The sequence below is a fragment of the Prevotella melaninogenica genome (assembly GCF_018128065.1).
GTDB lineage: Bacteria > Bacteroidota > Bacteroidia > Bacteroidales > Bacteroidaceae > Prevotella.
Genome location: NZ_CP072359.1, coordinates 220,465 through 242,862 on the forward strand (window position 1 = coordinate 220,465; position 22,398 = coordinate 242,862).

General features: G+C 40.2%; 16 protein-coding genes. 6 read left to right on the forward strand and 10 right to left on the reverse strand.

Features of this window, described 5'->3' with window-relative positions; genetic code table 11:
* The first annotated feature begins 51 nt into the window (after positions 1–51).
* Together trmD and J5A56_RS00990 are read left to right on the forward strand one after the other, a co-directional pair.
* On the forward strand, positions 52–729 hold the full coding sequence (trmD, locus tag J5A56_RS00985; RefSeq protein WP_021672753.1) for a tRNA (guanosine(37)-N1)-methyltransferase TrmD: 678 nt from the start codon (positions 52–54) through the stop codon (positions 727–729).
* A gap of 399 nt (positions 730–1,128) precedes the next feature.
* Positions 1,129–3,351 carry a TonB-dependent siderophore receptor gene (locus J5A56_RS00990; protein ID WP_021672751.1) on the forward strand — a complete coding sequence of 741 codons (2,223 nt, stop codon included), beginning with the start codon at positions 1,129–1,131 and terminating at the stop codon, positions 3,349–3,351.
* Positions 3,352–3,478: 127 nt separating this feature from the next.
* On the opposite strand, the gene J5A56_RS00995 is transcribed toward J5A56_RS00990, so the two are convergent.
* The 6 genes from J5A56_RS00995 to J5A56_RS01020 form a co-directional block, all read right to left on the reverse strand.
* Positions 3,479–4,249 (reverse strand): hypothetical protein, encoded by a 771-nt coding sequence (locus J5A56_RS00995; RefSeq protein ID WP_249112045.1) that lies wholly within the window; start codon positions 4,247–4,249, stop codon positions 3,479–3,481.
* Positions 4,250–4,706: 457 nt separating this feature from the next.
* A complete protein-coding gene (locus J5A56_RS01000) occupies positions 4,707–5,141 on the reverse strand; it encodes a hypothetical protein (protein WP_021672749.1) in 435 nt (144 codons plus the stop codon).
* A 324-nt stretch (positions 5,142–5,465) separates the two neighbouring features.
* Positions 5,466–7,529 carry a RagB/SusD family nutrient uptake outer membrane protein gene (locus J5A56_RS01005; RefSeq protein ID WP_021672748.1) on the reverse strand — a complete coding sequence of 688 codons (2,064 nt, stop codon included), beginning with the start codon at positions 7,527–7,529 and terminating at the stop codon, positions 5,466–5,468.
* A 12-nt stretch (positions 7,530–7,541) separates the two neighbouring features.
* The gene (locus tag J5A56_RS01010) at positions 7,542–10,769 is read right to left on the reverse strand and encodes a SusC/RagA family TonB-linked outer membrane protein (RefSeq protein ID WP_036920281.1); all 3,228 of its coding nucleotides are present in this window, start codon (positions 10,767–10,769) and stop codon (positions 7,542–7,544) included.
* A 327-nt stretch (positions 10,770–11,096) separates the two neighbouring features.
* Positions 11,097–12,026 carry a hypothetical protein gene (locus tag J5A56_RS01015; RefSeq protein WP_036920306.1) on the reverse strand — a complete coding sequence of 310 codons (930 nt, stop codon included), beginning with the start codon at positions 12,024–12,026 and terminating at the stop codon, positions 11,097–11,099.
* 39 nt (positions 12,027–12,065) lie between these two features.
* Positions 12,066–12,623: a sugar O-acetyltransferase gene (locus J5A56_RS01020; protein WP_021672745.1), complete on the reverse strand. Its 558-nt coding sequence runs from the start codon at positions 12,621–12,623 to the stop codon at positions 12,066–12,068.
* A gap of 163 nt (positions 12,624–12,786) precedes the next feature.
* On the opposite strand from J5A56_RS01020, the gene J5A56_RS01025 reads away from it, so the two are divergent.
* Positions 12,787–13,461 (forward strand): MgtC/SapB family protein, encoded by a 675-nt coding sequence (locus tag J5A56_RS01025; RefSeq protein ID WP_021672744.1) that lies wholly within the window; start codon positions 12,787–12,789, stop codon positions 13,459–13,461.
* A gap of 552 nt (positions 13,462–14,013) precedes the next feature.
* Here the strand turns inward: J5A56_RS01025 and J5A56_RS01030 are convergent.
* The gene (locus J5A56_RS01030) at positions 14,014–14,535 is read right to left on the reverse strand and encodes a hypothetical protein (RefSeq protein WP_021672743.1); all 522 of its coding nucleotides are present in this window, start codon (positions 14,533–14,535) and stop codon (positions 14,014–14,016) included.
* 214 nt (positions 14,536–14,749) lie between these two features.
* Between J5A56_RS01030 and J5A56_RS01035 the strand changes: the two genes are divergently transcribed.
* The 3 genes from J5A56_RS01035 (at position 14,750) to J5A56_RS01045 (ending at position 18,538) form a co-directional block, all read left to right on the forward strand.
* Entirely contained in the window at positions 14,750–16,255 is a 1,506-nt protein-coding gene (locus J5A56_RS01035; protein WP_021672742.1) for a glutamine synthetase family protein, read from the forward strand.
* 165 nt (positions 16,256–16,420) lie between these two features.
* Positions 16,421–17,146 carry a nitroreductase family protein gene (locus tag J5A56_RS01040; protein ID WP_021672741.1) on the forward strand — a complete coding sequence of 242 codons (726 nt, stop codon included), beginning with the start codon at positions 16,421–16,423 and terminating at the stop codon, positions 17,144–17,146.
* Positions 17,147–17,278: 132 nt separating this feature from the next.
* The gene (locus J5A56_RS01045) at positions 17,279–18,538 is read left to right on the forward strand and encodes a nucleotide sugar dehydrogenase (RefSeq protein ID WP_021672739.1); all 1,260 of its coding nucleotides are present in this window, start codon (positions 17,279–17,281) and stop codon (positions 18,536–18,538) included.
* A 634-nt stretch (positions 18,539–19,172) separates the two neighbouring features.
* On the opposite strand, the gene J5A56_RS01050 is transcribed toward J5A56_RS01045, so the two are convergent.
* The 3 genes from J5A56_RS01050 to J5A56_RS01060 all read right to left on the reverse strand — a co-directional run bounded on the left by J5A56_RS01050 (position 19,173) and on the right by J5A56_RS01060 (position 22,292).
* On the reverse strand, positions 19,173–19,532 hold the full coding sequence (locus J5A56_RS01050) for a DUF2023 family protein (RefSeq protein WP_196801662.1): 360 nt from the start codon (positions 19,530–19,532) through the stop codon (positions 19,173–19,175).
* A gap of 53 nt (positions 19,533–19,585) precedes the next feature.
* Positions 19,586–20,074, reverse strand: coding sequence for a flavodoxin FldA (gene fldA / locus J5A56_RS01055; protein ID WP_021672736.1), 489 nt, complete (start codon positions 20,072–20,074; stop codon positions 19,586–19,588).
* 130 nt (positions 20,075–20,204) lie between these two features.
* Positions 20,205–22,292, reverse strand: a complete 2,088-nt coding sequence (locus tag J5A56_RS01060) for a S8 family serine peptidase (RefSeq protein ID WP_036920278.1) — start codon at positions 22,290–22,292, stop codon at positions 20,205–20,207.
* Positions 22,293–22,398 lie beyond the last annotated feature (106 nt).

Below are 22,398 nucleotides of genomic sequence, written 5' to 3' on the forward strand. Positions count from 1 at the left end.
ATTCTTAAACTATCAACGGAATAGCAAAAGATTAGTTAACTTTGTGCCTATATGAGAATAGATATCATCACCGTTTTACCAGAGATGCTGGAAGGATTCGTACATGAGAGTATCCTTGCCAGAGCTGAAAAAAAAGGATTAGCAGAGATTCGTCTGCATAATCTTCGTGACTACACAAAGGATAAATGGCGCCGTGTTGACGACTATCCTTTTGGTGGACAGGCTGGTATGGTCATGCAGATAGAGCCTATTGATCGTTGTATTGCTGCTTTGAAGGAAGAGCGTGACTATGACGAAGTTATCTTCACGTCACCCGATGGTGAACAATTCAACCAAAAGATAGCCAATGGCCTCTCATTAGGAGGGAACTTTATTATTCTTGCAGGACATTATAAAGGTGTTGACCAACGTGTACGCGACCATCTTATTACACGTGAAATCTCTGTTGGCGACTTTGTTTTAACAGGTGGCGAACTACCAGCTGCCATCATTGCTGATGCTGTTGTACGATTAGTTCCAGGTGTCATCAGTGACGAACAGAGTGCACTCTCCGACTGTTTTATGGATGATATGCTCTCAGCACCTATCTACACACGTCCTCGCAGTTACAACGGGTGGGATGTCCCAGAGATTCTTCTCAGTGGAAACGAGGCTAAGATTAGACAATGGGAATTTGATCAAGCAATGGAACGTACTAAACGACTACGCCCTGACCTCTTGAAAGAATAAGAAAACGCATATTTTTAAAATAACAACAATGTCACAGTTTTAAGGAACTTCCACAAGTTGATTTTGAAGTAGCAGTACAGAATGCATTCAAAAAATCATCCTTATCCTTGACCACAAAGGAGAAGTTGCAATAATAGATGGATGCACAATCCACGTGTCTATCTTTTATTGCAACTTCTTTTCTTTTTCAACATAATTCTATCACCTTAAAGAAAAGTGATTTACCCACTGTTAGGTATTGTAACATTCACTTTTTATCTATACTTTTGCACCATATATATAACATTCTTCAGGTTTTATACATTTATTAATATGGTAAAAAGATTACATTCCTATTTATTATTGACAGGCACCTTATTATACTCAGCAACTCTGCCAATAAATGCACAAGGAAACACTATGGGTAAAGTTCCAACAGACAGCCTTACACAAGACACATTGTTCTCAACACCTTATCTGCACGACCAAGTGTTGCAGACGGTAGAAGTAATTGGACGTAACGAACGTTCCTATAAGAATACCAACTCTTTCATCGGTACAAAAACAGAGACACCTTTGAAAGACATTCCACAGTCTATCGGCTACGTAACAAAGGAGTTAGTGCGCGACCAAGGAGCAACTACTGTTAATGAAGTTGTAAAGAATATCAGCGGTGTGAATCAATACACCTTCTACAATGACTTTTCTATTCGTGGTTTCCGCACTACTGGTAACCGCAATTCAGGAAACCTTGTCAATGGTATGCGCGCACAAACAAGTCTTTGGAAACAGCAGTCACTGGCAAATATCGAGCGTGTTGAAGTTATCAAAGGTCCTGCTTCTGCCCTTTTTGGCAATGCTGCACCGGGTGGTGTCATTAATCGTGTAACAAAGAAGCCACTGCCTTATCAACGCAATACGGTATCAACAACCGTTGGCAGCTTCAACACACTAAACACCTACGGAGACTTTACAGGACCGTTAGACAAAAAACACACTCTGCTCTATCGTCTTAATATCGGTTACGAACATACAGATTCCTATCGTGACCTACAAGAAAATACAAACTATATAGTTGCACCATCTTTCTCGTTCCTCCCAACACAAAGGACACGCTTTAACGTTGACATAGTTTATCAGCGCACTGATGGTAAGGTTGACCGTGGTCAGCCTATTTTTGGAGATGGCGACCTCAATTCAGTACCAATTAGCCGTTCGCTCTCTGCAACAAATGATTATCTTAAGGAAAACCTCGTGAATATTACGCTTGGTGTAACCCATAAGTTCACGGATAACCTCTCTTTCAATGCTACCTATCTGAACTCTTCCTATGATGAAGACCTTCGTGAGCATAATCAGGCAAATGCTTATGTGAAACTGGCTGACGGTTCTCAAAGTCCATCTCGCATCCTTATGCAGTGCCTTATACGTCAGCGTCATTTTAGAAATAACAGCTTTAACACCTATCTCAATTATAACGTAAGCACAGGAGCTATCAATCATCGCCTCCTCCTTGGCTATGATTATTTCCAAATGGCACAGCAAGCCGGCTCGTCAGCAATGACTGCAGGAGGCTATCTGCTAAAAGACGGTACGACAACAACAGCTTTCAAACCTGCCAACATAGCTAAGTACGTACTTGATAAGGATGGTAATCCAAAGACAAATGTGCCTTATTATGACTTGACAAGTAATAATAACAATATTGAGCGTGACTACTCTAAGTACGTCTTTGTTGCAACAGCACTCTCTCCTTACTTACAATATTCTCATGGTATCTACCTTCAAGAGCAGATGGAAGTAGGACCAGTAAAGCTTCTCTTGGGTATTCGTCAGGAAATATTCACCGATGTACTAAATTATAAGACCAATAAGGAGAGCCGTACTACTCAACATGCGTTCATTCCACGCCTTGGTGCTGTCGTTGCTATCAACAAGAATCTAAATGTGTATGGTACATGGGTAAAAGGCTTTGAACCACAGAGTGCATCCGTACAGGGTAACCCTAACACTGGTGGACCATTTGATCCAGAATACAGCCAGTTGTTGGAAGCGGGTTTGAAAGGCGAATGGTTTGACAAACGACTCAGCACTACCCTTTCTTTCTTCCATCTTCAGAAACGCAATACACTCTATAATGCCAACGATGCAAATAATCCAGAATTGCTGGAACAAGTGGGAGAAGAAACCTCAAAGGGTATTGAATTAGATGTAGCAGGTTCCATTCTTCCTAATTGGAGTATCGTTGCTAACTATGCCTACACCCATGCTGCTATCACAAAGACTGCAACCAACTCAGAGAAAGACTATGGTATGCAACGTCCAAACACACCACGTAACTCTTTCAACATTTGGTCAAAGTATATCATTCAGACAGGTGTGCTACGCAACTTTGGTTTCGGTCTGGGTTTCAATACAGTAACAAAGCGTTACGGACAAGTTGGAAGACGCGAGAATACCATTGTCTATCCTGGCTATGGACTCCTCAATGCAGCATTGTATTATCGACTTCGTAACTTGCAGGTACAGCTAAATCTCGACAACGCAATGAACAAAGTTTATTGGGTGGGTGGATATGACAAGCTCCGTTCCTTCCCAGGTGCTCCACGCAGCATAAAAGCTACAGTGACTTACAAGTTCTAAAGAGCTAAAAAGCAGCCTAAATAAAAAGCCTTCATCCATCTACAGAGCAATAGCGTTTGTAAAAGGATGAAGGCTTTCTCTATAAGTAACAATGCACTATAAACCATGTACGTACCTTTACACCTCACTACTTTGACAACGTATGTTTTTGTAAATAGGCATATTTACCAGGGAAAGGACAATCATAATCAATTGATTCCACACAACTAAACACTACATATCGATTGTAGACAACAAGGCTATAATGCCGATTTAACTCATGTACAAGCGAGTCTGTGAACGGTTTATCATAGATTCTATAATCAAACTCTTTATTCCCTGCCATCCCATAAACGATTTCTGTATAGTCACTTACGGCACCACCTCTACTGACAGACAAGCCTCGATAGCCCATCTTCTGCAAGGCTAAACGAACTGAATCAAGTTTTTGTATACTTAATCCTATCTTTTTTAGTTCTTTTTCCTGTTCTTTCTTCGACTCTATCTCATCACCTTTGAAATTAACTTGTTGCTTTGATGACACATCCAAATCTGTCAGTTTTCCATGCTTCGAATACTCTACAGAGAATCCTGTACTATCTGGTAGCCAACTTCTTGTAACCTTAATAAGTCTCTCTATATTCTGCCGATTAGCCTTGTAGGACGACTCCATCGTCTCAGGAGTACATTCTTCTTGTGGAACAACAGCAAATACCGTAATACACAACACCTGTAAGATATTAAAGCAATGGAGTCCAAGAAAGATATTGTTCACATAATTACGATACCAAACCGACTGTACAAGAGAACAGATATAAACAAGAACAATAGGTATTGAAATGAACCAACCAAGTATTGCAAAAAACATTAACCAGGAGAGCGAATCCTCTGTATCATCCTCTTCGTAGAAGCTCAACATGATTGTAAACAACAGGACTGTTATAAGAACATATATCAAAAAACGTAGAAACAGCCAGAAGAAAAAACGATAACCGCGTTTACAAGAATCTTCTGCATCGACAACTACATCCTTTTGTTTACTTTTCTTCCTATTATCCATCCATAGCCAAACACCAAGAACTATCAAGAAAAGCAAAATGTTAACAGCAAAAATAATCATGTTATATGTTGATTAAACTTTCAAGACATTATTGGACAAAGATAGTTATTTATCTTCGAAATTACAAGAGAACAACTAAAACATTTTCATTAATAAAACGGCTAAATCTCACTTAACTAAGAAGCCATTTATTACACATCAGTATCATAGTTTTTTATTTTCAAGTTGTTGTCATTTTAACATTTAAAGAGAACTCACTGTGTAACAGCTCATTATCTCTTCACAAAGAATGACAGCAGTGACAGCAAAATTGATTTCAGGAAGAAATAGGTAAACAACCCAATATCACAATACAAAGTAGCTGAAGGACATTGAAACAATGAAAGCCAAGAAAAACTTTATTCGTATAATCACGATTTCGAATAGCTTGAGCCAGCGAGCAAAAATAAATAATAATAAGAGGTATTGAAATAAGCCAACTTCCAACAGCAAATATCATAATCCAAAAGCAACATTCACCTGCATCATCACCTGCAAACGAAGCAAGTAACATTAAGAACAAAAAGGCAGTAACCAAAGCAAACGACAACACACGTAGAGATATCCAGAAAAAGGAGCGCCAGTTCTTTTTGTAAAGTGTTTCTATTTTTACCGCTTCCCCACTCTTCGCACCATTACTCCAATGACTCACTAATAGTGATATACCAAGAGCAAGAATACAAATTAGTATAATAATAGTAAATGCAAACATAATTAATTTATTGTGCCAGAAAAGCCGACCGTATAAATAACAAGAAAAATCTATTGCAAAGATATCCTTTCGTACTCACATATGCAAGAGAATCAACTACAAACAACAGACTTCAATAACTTACAAGGCAGTTTTATGAAATATATCTTGTTACTCGTCACACATGGTGTGGTAGGTAAACACCATTGGTGCTAATGGTTAGCACGCATGGTGTTAAGCGTTGAACAACTTACATTATATTATGGAAAGAGGGTGTATCAATCGCTTGATACACCCTCTGACATTATTTATAATCTAATTGATTATACTTCGTTCAGTCTAAACTTACTTGATAGCTTCACCATTTGCCTCAACTGGCCAGTAGATATTCTGGTACAAGTTAGAGTTCTCTGCAGTACCATCAGGTGAACAGAGCTGCATCTCCTGATAAGAGAATGGATACAGATAGTGAGCCTGATAGAAGGTATAACCATTATAGAGAATATTGTTGTTCTTCTGAATCTGATAAGGATGGATATACTTTGAAATGTCCTTGGATGACATCGTAGCCTTATCACCACCATCAGAGATAATCAGACTATTTCCCTTTCCATCTACAAATGTAGGATTCTGATAGGTCTGATCCCAGAAGTTGATACCCTCAACCTGATAGTTCTTCACCTGATCCAAAGATGCCCAACGAATCAAGTCATCATTACGAAGACCTTCACCAGCAAACTCGCTACGACGTTCACGACGGATAGAATAGAGCGTAGCGTCAACAGGCTTGCCTGCAGAGAATGCTGCCCAGTCGTAAGAAGGACGTTTAACATCAGCCTCCTTGGTCATATCAGTTGCAGCAATAGTTGTTGAGATAGGAGCAGTAATACCAGCACGTTCACGCAAAGCTGTCCAATAACCTGTTGCAGTTGCATCTAATGAACCTTTACGGAGATAAGAAGCCTCGATGTAATTGAGCATAGCTTCCTCTACACGGATGATAATCTGACCGTCAACATCTGAGAAGGTCTGACCTAACTGCATTGCAGGGTCATAGTTATAGAACTTACGCTGACGATAGCCAGTGACATCCCTACATGCTTGGTCGGTTGCAAAGAGACCAGCAACATTGAACTTGATTTTGTCAATAGGTGCCGTACCGGCAGGACGCTTCTCGTTCACAAGGTCAATGCTCTTTTGGTCAATACCGAGTATATCAGACTCACCAAAGAGGAAGAGCTGCAGACGCTCGTCACGATCTTTCTTAACCATATCAATGGTGGTGTCACCATTATAACCAGAGCTGGCAGCATAGATTGGCAGACCGTTCTTCATAAGGAATGACTCAACGAGACCGCGTGTCCAACCTGTTGCAGCACCGCCACGAAGTTTGTTTGATGTGAGGTGAGCCACGTTAATATCTGAATTGAACTGACGCCACAACAACACCTCCGGATACTTAGACAAGTCTGGGCTGGCAAACATATCGTAGTATGCATTCCATCCATTGTACAGTCCAACGATACTTGGATTCATTACATGACTGTTCTTAGTTTTCAATGGAACTGCATCGCAAACCTTCTTGGCAGCGTCAATAGCCTGATCAAGGAAAAAGTTTACCTCATCATCCTGATTGATAGTGAAGCTCTTGTTCCACTCCTTATTCTTGCCTGGCCAGTTAGCATCACCCGGCACACGACCAGTTCCTCTGTGATACTTCTCGAATGTTGCCTCATAAAGTGCCATTCTTGATTTCATAGCCAGAGCTGCATACTTGTTGATACGTACCCTCTTGGCAAAATCCACCTGCAGCTTCTCAATTGCCTTGTCCATATCAGAGAGTATCTGACGGGCAACAAGGTTACGAGGCTGACGCTTATTCGGCGTAACAAGATCATCTTCAACCTTAAGTTCTGTCAACTGAATAGGGAAGTCTCCATAAGCCTGGAGCTTATCGTAGTAGAGCATAGCCCTGATGAAGTATGCCTCACCCATATACTGGTTGATAAGATCCGCATCACCAGATACCTTGCCTTCAGCAATCTTCGGCTCATTCTCATTAATAAACTTATTGACGTTACGAATGTTGTTCATACCGATACCGCCAGATGTAGGAACTTTCCACTGATCCTGTAAGAACATTGAAGTGTTACCACCTCTTGCAGCCTGATTGTCTGTCCCATCATCAAATGTTGCTACACCAGCCCACCATCCACTGTTGTTTGGGAAAATAGAAGTATAATAATTGATAGGGAATGTACCTAACTGATCTGCTGTCAGATAATAAGAAGTGGGAGGTACTTGATCAAGTGGTGGTCTGTCAAGGAAATCGTTACATGACGTAACCGTCATGCCTAAGCAAAGAATAGGCAATCCTCCCTTCAATATATTTGATATAATATGTTTCATAATTGCTACGAATTAAAAATTAAGATTTAAACCGAAAGAAACTGTTCTCTGGAGTGGATAGATTTTACCTGGTCCCCAATCTCCACCAGTAGCCTCTGGGTCAAAGATCTTGTTCATCTTTGTGAATGTTGCGAGATTCTCAGCAGAGAAGTAGAAACGAATGCGATTTGCACCAATCTTGCTTGCGATAGCAGTAGGGAGTGTATAACCAAGCTGGATATTCTTGATTCTCATGTAAGCTGCATTCTGCAAGTAACGGTCACTTGTCTGGAAGTTCTTAGAACCCTGACCAAAGAGAGGACGTGGGTAGAAGCCGTTAGGATTAGGACCTAAGTTGGTGTCTGTTGCTGGACGCCAGTAATCTAAGTGATCCTTGAATGCTGCACTCTGCCACATGCCAGTATTAGCACCTACGCTGTAAGGAGAAGAATCCCAGAAGTCGCGCTTACCGACACCCTGCATAAAGATAAGGAAGTCAAATCCCTTCCAGTTAGCATCCAAAGTAATACCGAAACGATAACGTGGCAAAGAGTTACCAATCTTAGTCAAGTCACCCATATCATCATAAGTGCCCTTACCGCTGTTAACCTTCTTGTCACCGTTCAAGTCCTTATACATAACGTCACCAGCCGCCCAGTTTGAGCCCCATGAAGGCTTGTTGTTAGCCAGCCATTCGTTCATCTGTTCGTTTGACTGTGCAATACCCTCTACTAAGTATCCGTAGATATCACCCATGCGCTTGCCTTCGCACCACTCTGAAAGCAGACGGTTTGGATTATAGTAACGTGTAATGGTCTGGTAGTCATCAGAGAGAACGAGCTTGATACCATAGCCAACCTGACCAATTCTATCACGCCATCTAACCTCTAAGTCCCAACCATTAGAACGCATATCACTATTGTTCTCAGCTGGCTGTGTAGCACCCAAAATAGAAGGTTTGACAGGGGCAGGACCTACCATATTTTTCGTTGTACGAACGAAGTAGTCGAAAGTACCCTGCAATTTGTTGTTGAACATACCGAAGTCAAGACCGATATTCCATGAGCGAACGCTCTCCCAAGTCAGGTTAGGTGAAACCAGTCCCGGAACATTAGAGATATTCACACGCTCACCATTAACAAGCCATGAAGAAGCAGAAGCACTTGCTGGCTGACTCAAGAACCAAGGATAGAGTGCTTTAATATTAGTGTTACCCAAAGCACCATAGGTAGCACGAAGCTTAAGTGTATTAACAGTCTTTGTCAATGGCTTGAAGAACTCTTCGTTAGCAATATTCCAACCCAATGCGAATGATGGGAATGTACTCCATGTCTTATCACCAATAAAGCGTGAAGAACCATCACGACGGATAGAAAACTCTGCAAGGTAACGTGAATCGTATGCGTAATTGATACGACCGAATACACCCATCGTTGCCCACTGAGTATTTGAGAAACTTGGTCTCACATCCTTATGAGTAGCATTGTTGAGTGATGGAACTAATGGGGATATCAAGTCTGCACGTGCTGCACCAAGAGAGGTATAACGGTTAGACTCCATATCCAAACCTGCCAGGAACTTAAAATCATGCTTATCGTTCAGTGTGAACATATACTCTGTGAAGAAGCGACCATTGTAATAGTTGTTCTTTGACATGCTCTCACCTACATCAGACTTACCTGCAGCGTAGTTACCACTCCATGCAGCTGCTATTGGTTTCTGCTTCTGATCATAGTAGTAGATAGGCAATACATCCCAATGATTGTGGTAATTAACAGTATTGTAGTTACCCTCCAAACGAATCTTCCAACCCTTGAGTGGACGGAACTCGAGAGCTAACTGCTGATAAAGCTTATCCTGCTGTGTGGCATCAAGTCCACCATTCTCCATCTGAAGAATTTCATTACCATGAACATAATGTCCGTTTGGATCGTAAACAGGGTTAGTTGGCCAACGACGAGCAATATTATGGAAGAAGAGGCCTGTCATGTAAGACGGACGACTGTAGTCCTCACGTACCCACTTCGTATTATAGGTAACTGTGAACCAATCCTTCAGGTTGGCAGTAATCTTACCAGAGAAGTTGTAACGTGTGAGTTCGTCTTTTCCATGACGGATAAGACCACGCTGGTTGAGGACAGCACCGCTAAGGTAATAGTTCACCTTGCCACCGCCACCACTGAGGGCAACATTATGCTCGGTGGAAGGAACATTTGATTTATACATCTCCTTGAACCAGTCGGTATTGTCCCAAGACCCTGTATACATACTCCAAGGCTCATTGGCATCATAACCAGCCCATGTAGTTGTCACCTCATCACCTGGTTTCGGAGTACCGTTTATATGGTTCTTGATTTTCTCCAGAATTGCCTGACTGAAAGGAGCAGGTGCACCACTGTTGGCAGCAGCGTCGTTCCAGTAACGTGCAAAGTCGTATGAGTTTGGCATCTCTGGAATCTGAGTTGCTGTTGAGAAACGTACATTACCATTGTAAGACACGCTCATACGTGAATCCTTACCGCTCTTTGTAGTAACAAGGATAACACCGAATGCTGCACGTGAACCGTAGATAGCACTTGAAGAAGCATCCTTCAATACAGAGATACTCTCAATATCGTTCGGAGAGATTGAGTACAAATCACCCTCAGAACCATCAATAAGAACGAGAGGTGCAGCATTTGAGCCAGAACCGATGGTACCGATACCACGGATATTCATGCTCATACGGCTGTTGAGCGAACCACCAGAATTGCCAACGCTGAAGTTCAAACCTGGAACCTCACCCTGCAATGCCTGAGCAACACTCGTTACTGGACGTGACTCCAATGCCTTTGAAGACACAACAGAAACAGCACCAGTAAGGTTGACCTTCTTCTGAGTACCGTAACCGACAACAACAACATTGTCGAGCATCTCACTGCTCTCTTGTAGTGTTACCTTTAGGTCCTTACCACTCCAGGTCACCTGCTGGGTCTTATAACCAACATAAGATATGGTAAGTGAAGAGCCAGAAGCAACGCCTGCAATCTCAAACTTACCATCAAGGTCAGTTACACTTCCCTTTTTCTGTCCATTACTTACGACAAAGACAGAAGCACCAACAACGGGTTCTCCATTATTGTCGACAACTGTTCCCTTACATACAGACTGCTGTTGAACAACAGCTGCATTAGCTTCATACGTAATGTTGGCATGCAGTAAACTCGTACTGAACAAAGCCACCATTAACAAGCTCGTAGTCCTTTTTCTTTTTAGGTACATAGGCTTTTAATATACTTAGGTTAAAAATATTTTAGGTTTATACATCGCAAAATTAAAACATTTTAAACGTCCACCCCACAATAGTAATGGTAAAAAAAGTTAAATACATGTTTTATTTAGTTTATTGTAAAAAAAACAAATACTAATCACACATTCTTTTGCAATTTTCTGCATTAAACAACACCTGACAGCGACTCTCTCAGGCATATGGATGGCATGCTATTCAACAAAGTGAGCTCAACCGAATAAAAAAAGAGGCTGATTCTACTGCTATCAAGATTATACATTAATTAATAGACAAAGATGCTTTTCCAAAACTATATGGAGCTATTTTAATAAATATAACTTGAATAGAGCTATCAGAGTTTCTTCCGTCAGTTCATCCTCTGTTACATTTATATAGTAATGCCCATAACTATATGAAAATCTTTTGTTCTTATCAGGTTTATCACAGCATACATTGATATATACACTCCTCGTGAAGTCTAATATATTTGAATTTAGGAACAACCACTTTGCAACTGTTTGTGTCAAGTTCCCATATTTCTTACTGAGTTCACTTGATGTCAACTCTGGTCGCTGGAAACATATATTAAATCCACCATAGTGTGTAGATAATTGCGTACATGGGAAACTATACGCATAATTCTCTGACGTAGCGACATTCCAACTCTCCGCCAATTCAAATGACTTAAAGTGTTGTGTCAAAGAATCAATTTGAGGAATGAGCTGTCGAATAACTTCTGGCTTATTATTCTTCACAGCATTACATGATATTTCCAAAATATCATTCAAACTTCCTCGCCCAACATCCATCTTACGTAAAGAGTATTCAGCCCCATCTTGCAAGTCAAAGAAAAAACAAGTCTTTAGTTGAATACCAAGCTTCTTACGTACAAAGGTTGTAGAAGAAAACACAGCATAACGCAGCAATGATGCTATTTTCATTTGACAAAGACTATCAGTGATTTCTTTCTTATTGCCTTTTAAGTCCTTGTAAGCAAGTATATATGTTCGTTCTGAAAAGTGCGAACCCTTGATTACTTGCAAAGCGTACTTCTCAGACTCCCCGTCTACAACAATATACTGTTGTGAGGCAAGAGAATTATACAACTCCTTAAGTACAGGCGCATAGAGTTCATAATCCTGCTTACTACAAGGGGAAAGACGGTTCTGTGCCACCGAGGCTATCGCCATAAAGAGTAGCAATGAAAGCAACAAAACCTTAATGACATAAGTACTATAAAATTCTTTCATATCATCATCATTATACACTTGCTCTTAAAAATCATCTCTCTACTCTTCCAATTTCCGAATTACTTTACAGGGATTACCAGCAGCCAAAACACCACTTGGAATATCATGTGTAACGACAGAACCTGCACCTATCGTAGTATTATCACCAATTGTCACACCTGGCACAACGACAACATTACCACCAATCCACACATTATTTCCCACATGAATAGGCAACGCATATTCAATTTTCTTATTACGTTGCTCAACATCAAGTGGATGTCCAGCAGTATAGAAAGAGCAATTAGGTGCAATAAAGACATTGTCGCCGAATGTCACCTTAGCCTCATCAAGAATCACACAATTAGTGTTGGCAAAGAAATTCTCCCCCACTTCAATGTTATAACCATAGTCGCAGAAGAAAGGAGCAACAATAAACATTCCATCACCAGCCTTACCAAACAAGTTTCTCAGCCGCTTGATACGTTCCTCCCTACGTGAAGGTGGAATCTGATTTATCTCGTAACATTCATTCTCACAGTAGTATAAATCTTTCAAAACCTCTGGGTCGTTTGCTTGATAAAGCATCCCTTTCTGCTGTTTTTCCTTCTCTGTCATAACTTAAATTAATTTTATTCTTCACAAAGATACGAAGCAAATTCTAAAGAAATGAAGCTTTTATTCACAAAAAAAAGATTTTTAAAGACGAAAAAAGCGAGAAGCATAAAGTTTTTTTGTATTTTTGCGAACATATCTATCAATCATTTAATAAGGAATAAACATGAACATGATGACATACGAATTTGTACTGAGGCTATTTGTTGCTGCCATGTTGGGTGGAGCAATTGGTTTAGAGCGTGAGTATCGTGCGAAAGAAGCTGGTTTCCGAACCCATTTCCTCGTAGCTTTAGGTAGCGGTTTGTTTATGATATTATCCCAATTTGGCTTTGATGGAGTACTTGGACATTACGAACAGGTATCACTTGACCCCAGCCGTATCGCCTCACAGGTTGTAACAGGTATCGGTTTCATTGGTGCAGGAACGATTATCTTTCAAAAGCATGTGGTACGTGGATTAACAACGGCTGCAGGTCTATGGGTTACCTCTGCCATTGGTATGACAGCAGGAGCGGGAATGTATGTGCTTTCCATTGCAACCACTGTTCTCGTCCTTCTTTGTTTAGAGGCACTCTATTTCCTCTTTCGATACTTTGGCACACGAAATATCAACGTTACATTCAGTACACCAAAAGAAGAAAACATTCAGCTTGTATTGCAACGTCTACGTGAGAAGGAAGTAATCATTGATTCCTACGAGATGAATCGCAAAGATACCTCTTCAGGTTATTACTACGTTGTGACAATGGAAATGAAGTTCAAACGCAAACGTTATAAAAACCATCTCCTAAACTTTATGTCTGAATTTGAAAACGTAACTGTTGAGTCAATGGAGTAAATATAAGCATAATAAATTAACGTTCTTCCGTTAAATGCGTAGATGCCTTATTGTCCGTAGAAGAGTTGGGAAATTTTTCTTTCTTACGTCTAAAAACACTGATAGCAATTTGAAAAATTATTACATAACTTCAAGAAAAAGTCCTTTATAAACAGCTCAAAACAAGCATAAAAAAACAGATTTGTAACTAACGTAATATCAGACAATTAAAGAACCCTCTTACAAAAGGTGCTTAATAGGACTTCAAAAGGGCGTTAGTAAGACCTCAAAAGGGCACCTATTGCAAGCCAATTAGACCTCTTTTCAAAGCCAAAAGACCATATATAGATTTCAAGAGATGCGAAAATACTTTACACACGAGCGAACAAGCTGATGGGTTAACGAGTTGCTTGTCCCTTGTTCATTATTCAACCCTTTTCTGTTATATTCTTCCCTCGTGCAGCATCTGAGAGAGACTATTCTGTGCCACCGATGAACTTTGAACTTTGATATTTACAGTATATCACTTAACTTACATAGGCAAACATAATTATGAATTGTGAATTACCTTCTCTAAAAAACACGCTGATAAGCCAGTCGACAATCTCCATTCTCAACGTAAATAATACCACAATAAACAAAACTTAAACGAGCCAAAGCAGTTAACATAGGATGGTTGTCAGCATGAGTATCTATACGAATAGAAAAAGTAAAAGAGGAACAATAAGTTATAATGTCAGCCATCACGCCATGTACTCCTTCCACAGAAGCAACACGATGAATAACATAATAAGGTTGATCATCAAGCCAACTACCTTTATGAATACGTTGATAAGTAGGCTCTGGTCCCGCTTTGAAAACGAATGTAGCAATAGGTTTACCACCCTCAAAAAGGAGATAACAATCACCCTGCAAAATATCTCGCCTCACAGTGTCAGTAGCAGGATAGTTTGCCGACCACTGATTGGGGTTACCAGCCTTTAACATCTTTGATTTACCTTGTTCAATAAGACCCATCACAAGAGAAAAATCATCTATTGACGCCTTACAGATAATACGACCAGATGATAAATATATTGTTTTCTTCTTTGTCATAAGATTTCAACTTTTGTTTTCCAACAATGCAAAAATACAAAGAAAACCTAACATCAAGTTCATAATATAAAAGAAAGTCATACAAAACGAAAAGTAATGGTTATATCACTGATAATGAGGTTGTGAAAAATAGTATAAGAAATAATTGCGAATGAAAAAATTAATATGTATTTTTGTCATCATAATCAAAAACTAACTTATAAAAAATACAACAATGGAGAATAACCTTTTTAAACATTCTGCCAATAGGCTGGAAGCACACTTAGGCAAAGATTCACATGAGTTTACAAAAGATGACATCAAGCAGATTGTCAACGACCTGAATATCAAAATGGTCAATTTCATGTATCCTGCTGGTGACGGACGTTTAAAAACACTGAACTTCATGCTTCACACACCTGACTACTTGGAAACAATCCTTACAAGTGGTGAGCGTGTTGATGGTTCTTCACTTTTCAGCTTTATCGCTGCGGCAAGTAGTGACCTCTATGTCATGCCACGCTTCTCTACGGCGTTTATTGATCCATTCTCAGAGATTCCAACGCTCTGTATGCTCTGTTCTTTCTTTGACCGAGATGGTAACCCATTGGCTTCATCTCCAGAACACACACTCCGCAAAGCTATGGATGCCTTTAAGAAGGTGACAGGCATGGAGTTCCAAGCTATGGGAGAGTTAGAGTACTACGTTATTCGTGAGGATGAAGGAGTATTTCCTGCTGACGACCAGCATGGTTATCACGAGAGTTCTCCTTTCTCTAAAGGGAATGACTTCCGCATGCGCTCTATGCAGCTGATTGCTGAATGCGGAGGAAAAATTAAGTATGGTCATTCTGAAGTGGGAAACTTTGTTGAGAATGGACGCTGCTATGAACAGAATGAGATTGAATTCTTGCCTGTCCCTGCAAATGAATGTGCAGAACAGTTACTCATTGCAAAGTGGGTTATCCGTAGTTTAGGTTACGAAGAAGGACTCGATATTACTTTCGCTCCAAAGATTACCGTGGGTAAAGCTGGTTCTGGTATGCACATCCACATGCGTATTATGAAAGATGGAAAGAATATGATGCTTGACGGTGGTAAACTTTCTAAAGATGCACGTCGTGCCATTGCTGGTATGATGGACTTGGCAGAAAGTATCACAGCCTTTGGCAACAAGAATCCAACCTCTTACTTCCGTCTCGTTCCACATCAGGAAGCTCCAACAAATGTATGCTGGGGTATGAGCAACCGTTCTGTACTTGTTCGCGTACCATTAGGATGGACTTCTGGCGAAGATATGTGTCATAAGGCTAATAATGTTGAACCACTTACAGCACGCGATTACTCTATTAAACAAACGGTTGAGATGCGTTCTCCTGACGCTTCAGCTGATATTTATCAGCTTTTGGCAGGTCTTTGCGTTGCTTGTCGTCATGGCTTTGAGATGCAGAATGCTGAGGCTGAGGCTGAAAGAACCTTTGCTGATGGTGATATCCACGATCCAAAGAATGCTGAACGTTATGCTACATTGGCTCAACTGCCTGATAGCTGTGCTGCTTCAGCCGACTGTTTGGAACGTCAACGCAAAATCTATGAGGAATATGATGTATTCTCTCCTGCAATGATTGATGGCATCATCAAGCAGCTCCGTTCATATAATGACCGCACACTACGCCAAGAGCTCAAGGGCAATGAGGCGATGATGGAGAAACTTGTTCGCCAGTACTTCCATTGCGGATAATATCTTACATAATAAATGCTAATATGAAATCCCAGATAACGTTTCTATTATCTGGGATTTTCATTTGATTAACTTATCTATACAAGGGAACAAGTCATACCCTAATTTGAGAAGAATGAATGGCATAACATTTACTACATTTATAAAAATAATGATTAGAAAAGTATGAGTTTACAAGAGATTTTAGACCACAGAAGAGCTGTTAGGCATTTCAATCCAAACAAACCGCTCGATAGTTCTGTAGTAAAGAAGTGTATTGAATTGTCAACATTAGCACCAACAAGTTCAAACTTACAACTATGGGAAGCTTATCATGTTACTGATAAGAAGGTATTGGAGGAATTGGCACATGCATGTTTAGGTCAATTAACAGCACATTCTGCACAACAGATGGTCGTGTTCGTAACTCGGCAAGACCTCTATAAACAAAATGCACAGGCTGTACTTGCTTTTGAGAAAAATAATATCAAGAATTATAGTCCAAATGAGAAACAAGAGAAACGTATAAAAAAACAGGAATTATATTATACGAAAGTGATTCCATTTCTCTATGCACGAGGCTTTGGTTTATGGGGACTTGTTCGTAAGGCATTGGCACAAACGATTGGTCTTTTTCGTCCGATGATACACCAAGTAAGCGAAGGTGATATACGTGTCAGCGTACATAAGAGCTGCACTTTGGCTGTTCAAACTTTTATGTTAGCTATGAGTGAAGCTGGCTACGACACTTGTCCACTTGAGGGGTTTGATAGTCGACTGGTAAAGAAAGCTCTAAACCTACCATACGACACAGAAATAAACATGGTTATTACCTGCGGAGTACGTATGCCCGATGGTGTTTGGGGAGACCGTTATCGCCGCCCTCTTAAAGAAACTTATCACTTGGTATAAGCCATATACTGTAAATAACCTTTAGAGAACGCACAACAAAAAGGATTGTAAGATTTCAGTAAGAATTTTGTCCTTATCCTTTATTTTATTCAATTAGAAATACGTATCTTTGCAAACAATCTGAACAAGACAATGGATAAGGATATTAAAGACTTAAAGATCGCTGTAGCCGGCACTGGCTATGTGGGGCTCAGCATTGCTACACTGCTGAGTCAGCACCACCCTGTAACGGCTGTTGACGTAGTAAAAGAAAAGGTTGAACAGATTAATAACCATCGTTCACCTATTCAAGATGACTATATAGAACAGTATTTAACAGAGAAAGAATTAAACCTTACTGCAACAATGGATGCAGAAGCTGCCTATAAAGATGCTGACTTTGTTGTCATCGCTACGCCTACGAATTACGACCCGGTAAAGAACTACTTTGATACACAGCATGTTGAGGAGGTTATTGAAGTCGTAATGAAGGTGAACCCTGAGGCTATTATGGTGATTAAGTCTACCATTCCAGTTGGATATACAGAAAATATTAGAGCAAAATACAATTGTAATAATATTCTCTTTGCACCAGAATTCCTGCGTGAAAGTAAGGCACTTTACGATAATCTGTATCCAAGCCGTATTATCATTGGTCGTCCTGAAGGTAACGAACGACTTGACCGTGCTGCCCACCTCTTTGCTCAATTACTACAAGAAGGGGCAATTGAGGAGAATATTCCGACCCTATTTATGGGATTAACAGAGGCAGAGGCAGTGAAACTCTTTGCCAACACTTATCTTGCATTGCGTGTAAGCTATTTTAATGAGCTGGATACTTATGCAGAAGTAAAAGGTCTTGATACATCGAATATTATTCAAGGTGTATGTCTTGACCCTCGTATTGGCTCATTCTACAATAATCCTTCCTTTGGTTATGGTGGCTATTGTCTGCCTAAGGATACCAAACAATTATTAGCAAACTATGCTGATGTTCCAGAGAATCTCATCCAGGCAATCGTTGAGAGTAACCGCACACGCAAAGACTTCATAGCCGACCAGGTATTACATAAAGCTGGTTATTATGACTATTACGATCGTGGCGATTATAGTCCTGAAGATGAAAAAGAGTGTATCATCGGTGTCTATCGCTTAACTATGAAGTCTAATAGTGACAACTTCCGTCAAAGTTCTATTCAAGGAGTCATGAAACGTATTAAGGCAAAAGGCGCACAAGTCATTATCTATGAGCCAACACTCGAAGATGGTGCAACTTTCTTCGGTAGCCTTGTCATTAACAATCTTTCTGACTTCAAACAACGTTGCCATGCCATCATTGCCAACCGCTATGATAAGAGCCTTGATGATGTGAAGGAGAAAGTATATACAAGAGATATATTCAGAAGGGATTAGGTTTAAGCTAATATCTTAATAAAAAGTAAGTAAAAAGTTTATTTTTTATGTCTTATCGAGCACCATTTGAGCAATCATTTGGTGCTTTTTTGGCTCAGTAAGAGAATAGGTGGAGAAAAGAGTACACAAAACGCTAATGCTAAAAAGCCTTTCCGACTTTGGAATGATAAGTATTCCCACATAAGAGAGATATTGTTACATATAATAAAAGAATAGTTTTATTTCAGTTTGCCGTCATTTTTAACATTTCATGTATATTGCTGTAATATAACAATTTAAGTGTCTACCATGAGTGACAGGAATGACAGGAAATTTAGTTTATGGATTGCTCGGCAAAACGAAATCAGCAAATTGACATAGATACTTTTCTGGTTCTTCCGTAATACGGAGTGATGAAGTATAAGTCCTCTCGATATAATAGGACACACGGAGAAGGAGAGAACACGGAGGTAAACGCTATATCACAGAGATGCCGATGGTACAAAAGAGCGACAGAGTCCTTTTTACTTTACATTTAAACAAATAAGACCCACATTGAAGCTAAAAAGGCTTGTCTCCCGACAAGCCTATTTATAATACAAAAACATTATGAAATAATTTATTTCGCGAACAAGATTATCATTTAATAATTGGCTTATGTCGCACATTTACAAGTGCGGCACTTGCGTTCACAGTACCGCTCGCACTGTACGCGAATGTCATAACCCAACATTGCACCGAGGATAAAATCCTCTTCTGGTGATAGTTGGTTAAGAGGTTTTGTTATCATCAGCCGAATGGCATCGAGGCATTCTTGTCGACCAAAGAACAAGTTCATACGATCACGACCCACTGGCTGAATAATATATGGGATGTTCTGATGTTCAAGGCGGAGTGTAGCAAATGGCTCATACTTCTTGTTACAAGTATACAAAACCATCTGTCGAACACCCTTCTTGTACTCGTAGATGTGATTCATCAACACCTTCATATCGGCGCTCATCATATCTGCCATCATAGTTATCCCTTTATGTGAATAGTTATAATGTAAGCACTAAGTTTATAATCTTACAATGAAGGCTTAATAGCTTCCAACCATGTATCAATACGACCTTCTGTTTTGTCGTCTTCGTTTACATCATCCAAAGCAAGACCTACGAACTTACCATCAACAACAGCCTCGCTGTCATCATAAGTATAGCCGTCTGTTGACACACCAGGAAGGATGTTTGCACCCTCAGCTGCATCATAAATCTCCTTCATTGCATTGCAGAAAGTATCAGAATAGCTTTCGCTATCACCACAACCAAAGATAGCAACAGTCTTACCAGAGAGATCAGCACCCTTCAGTACGTTAATACCATCATACCAATCGTCCTGCAATTCACCTGCACCCCATGTAGAGGTTCCAAGGATAAGGTTATCATTCTCTGCTACTACATCTGCAGAGAAATCTGATACGTTAATAGCTTCAACGCCGAGCTTCTCAGCGATAGTGTTTGCAATGCTTTCGCATGTACCGGTTGATGAACCGTAAACAACAATAGTCTTCTTCATATTTTGTTACTGATTTAATTTCTGACTTTATTAATCTTTACGGTTGCAAAGATACAATGAAAAACTATTACTTGCAATACCTAAAAATGATGGTTTGTGCAAAATACCTACTTTTAGGGAGTAGTTTGCGTTACTTTATATACTTTTTTCCATTTCTTATGTAGATTCCTTTAGGTAAATTTGCATCAGTAGTACCTACATAACGACCATCTAAAAGGTAAATACGGTTATCATATCGTCCCATTTCCGTCTTATTATCAATCGTGTTAATCCCTAAAGCCTTTCTGCGTAACACCTCTTTCAGACCGGCTGCTACATCAATCTGCCCATAGCCATAAAGATTATTAGGATAATTGAGTGATGTATCATAATGTGTACAAGTCTTAGAGAATATTTCCAAACAATCGGCTGGCGTCAATGATGGATCTGCTTGTAACCAAAGCGCAATCGCACCTGTCACAACTGGCGCAGACATTGACGTCCCAGCATTGGCATTCCACGCATAGGTACGACCTCTATAATCAAAATGACGTACATCACTCTGCACAGAAGCATTTATATTCTTTGGGTTGTTGATAAAGAAGGTACTATAAGATGAAATGATATTCTGCCCTGGTGCCATTACGTCTGGCTTTATACGTCCATCCAATGTTGGTCCCATAGCAGAGAATGGGGTACGTATGCCATTCCTCCCACTATTATACACTTTCTTTACACCCAAATAATTAACGAACTGTGTACGATAGCCTGTTGAACCAACACAAATTACATCAGGCGAACTGGAAGGAGAAAAGATAGTATACCTACTATCGCCAGCATTCAGTACTGGGTCAAGTGTGTGTTGAAGCATATAACCTGACATACGAAACAGTTCCACATCAGCCCCTCTACCCATAACTTGGAGTGAAACCTGCGGACTATCCCCTACTTTTGATGGACTACTAAGTTGGAAGTCATAAGCTGTCTCACTCGCATCATAACTATTAGGATAAGCCAACACTCGCCATATATATTTCTTTCCACCTACTAATAAGGAATCAGTAAGAAGCGAGTCACGAGCACTACAAACATCTGTTGTGAGAACATCAATTCTTGTAGGTGAGGTGACATTATTATATATACTTACACGAAAAGTAAAAGCCTGCTTGGACTTCGCCGTACAGCTAAAGTGCTTCTCCCTACTCATTATAAAAGCCCCAGCTCTTTCTTGTTCTACTGTTTTGTGTATATACGTATTCCTTGCTCCATCATTCCCTGCAGAAGAAACGATGATACGTCCAGGACCTACCAGTTTAGCAAGTAATTCATAATACAGTTGGTCATATCCGTGAAAATCTTGTGAACTGCCCTCACTAAAATTAATGACACACGGTTGATTCATACGTTTCGCATAATCGAAGATATACTTAAATCCAAGTGCATCTGTGGCATAAGTATATTTATAATAATCTTTCGGGTCAATCAATGAAACATTATCTGCGGCATTATCAACTAAAACCAAGTCAGCATCGCATGCCATTCCCTGATAAGGGGACAGCACTCCGTTCCCCTCCGCTCCACTACCAGCAGCAATGCCCGCCGTATGCGTTCCATGTGTCTGTGTCTCACCATCAACAGGATGTCCCAACTGTAACAAAGCATCCTCTCCTACATAATCGCGCCCCACATACAATGCAGAGCCTATCGTATCACGCGAAAGCTGATCCCACATTGCTTTAATACGATACCGACTCATGTCAGTTGAATAAAAATTTGGATGTGTCAAGTCGAAGCCAATATCTTGTACACCTACAACGACTCCACGCCCAGTATAGTTTTGCGATAGTCCTTCCCCAGAGTAAACAGTCTCAGCATTAACAACCAATCGTGTTGTGTCCATCTGTATGCTGCATCGTCTTCCTGTTTCTATCCGTATCACCTGTTTACCGCATGACAATGCTCCAAGTTTGTTAAGAGGAATAGCAGCAATGCTTATATCCCCCACACGTGCCAACTCCTTACAGCCATACTGCCTGAGTATTTCAGCCGAATTACCATCAATTCGTACAAAAGCTGTCAACAATCTGTTGTCACCCTGACTACGTGTAAGCTGTTTAGTTACTAACGCAGAAGCCATTGCCTCACGAACGAAAGGCGACATCTTTTCATATCGAGGACGCTGTGCCCTGATGCTAAGAGAGGTAAATATAAGCAGTAGATAAATTATTAAACGGTTCATTTCTTCATTGGGCTAATTGCGGATAAAATGTAATGAGTCGCATATTCAGCTACAAAGGAACGAAAAAAAAACGACTTCTGCAAGACTTCTTAGTACTTACCAGCAT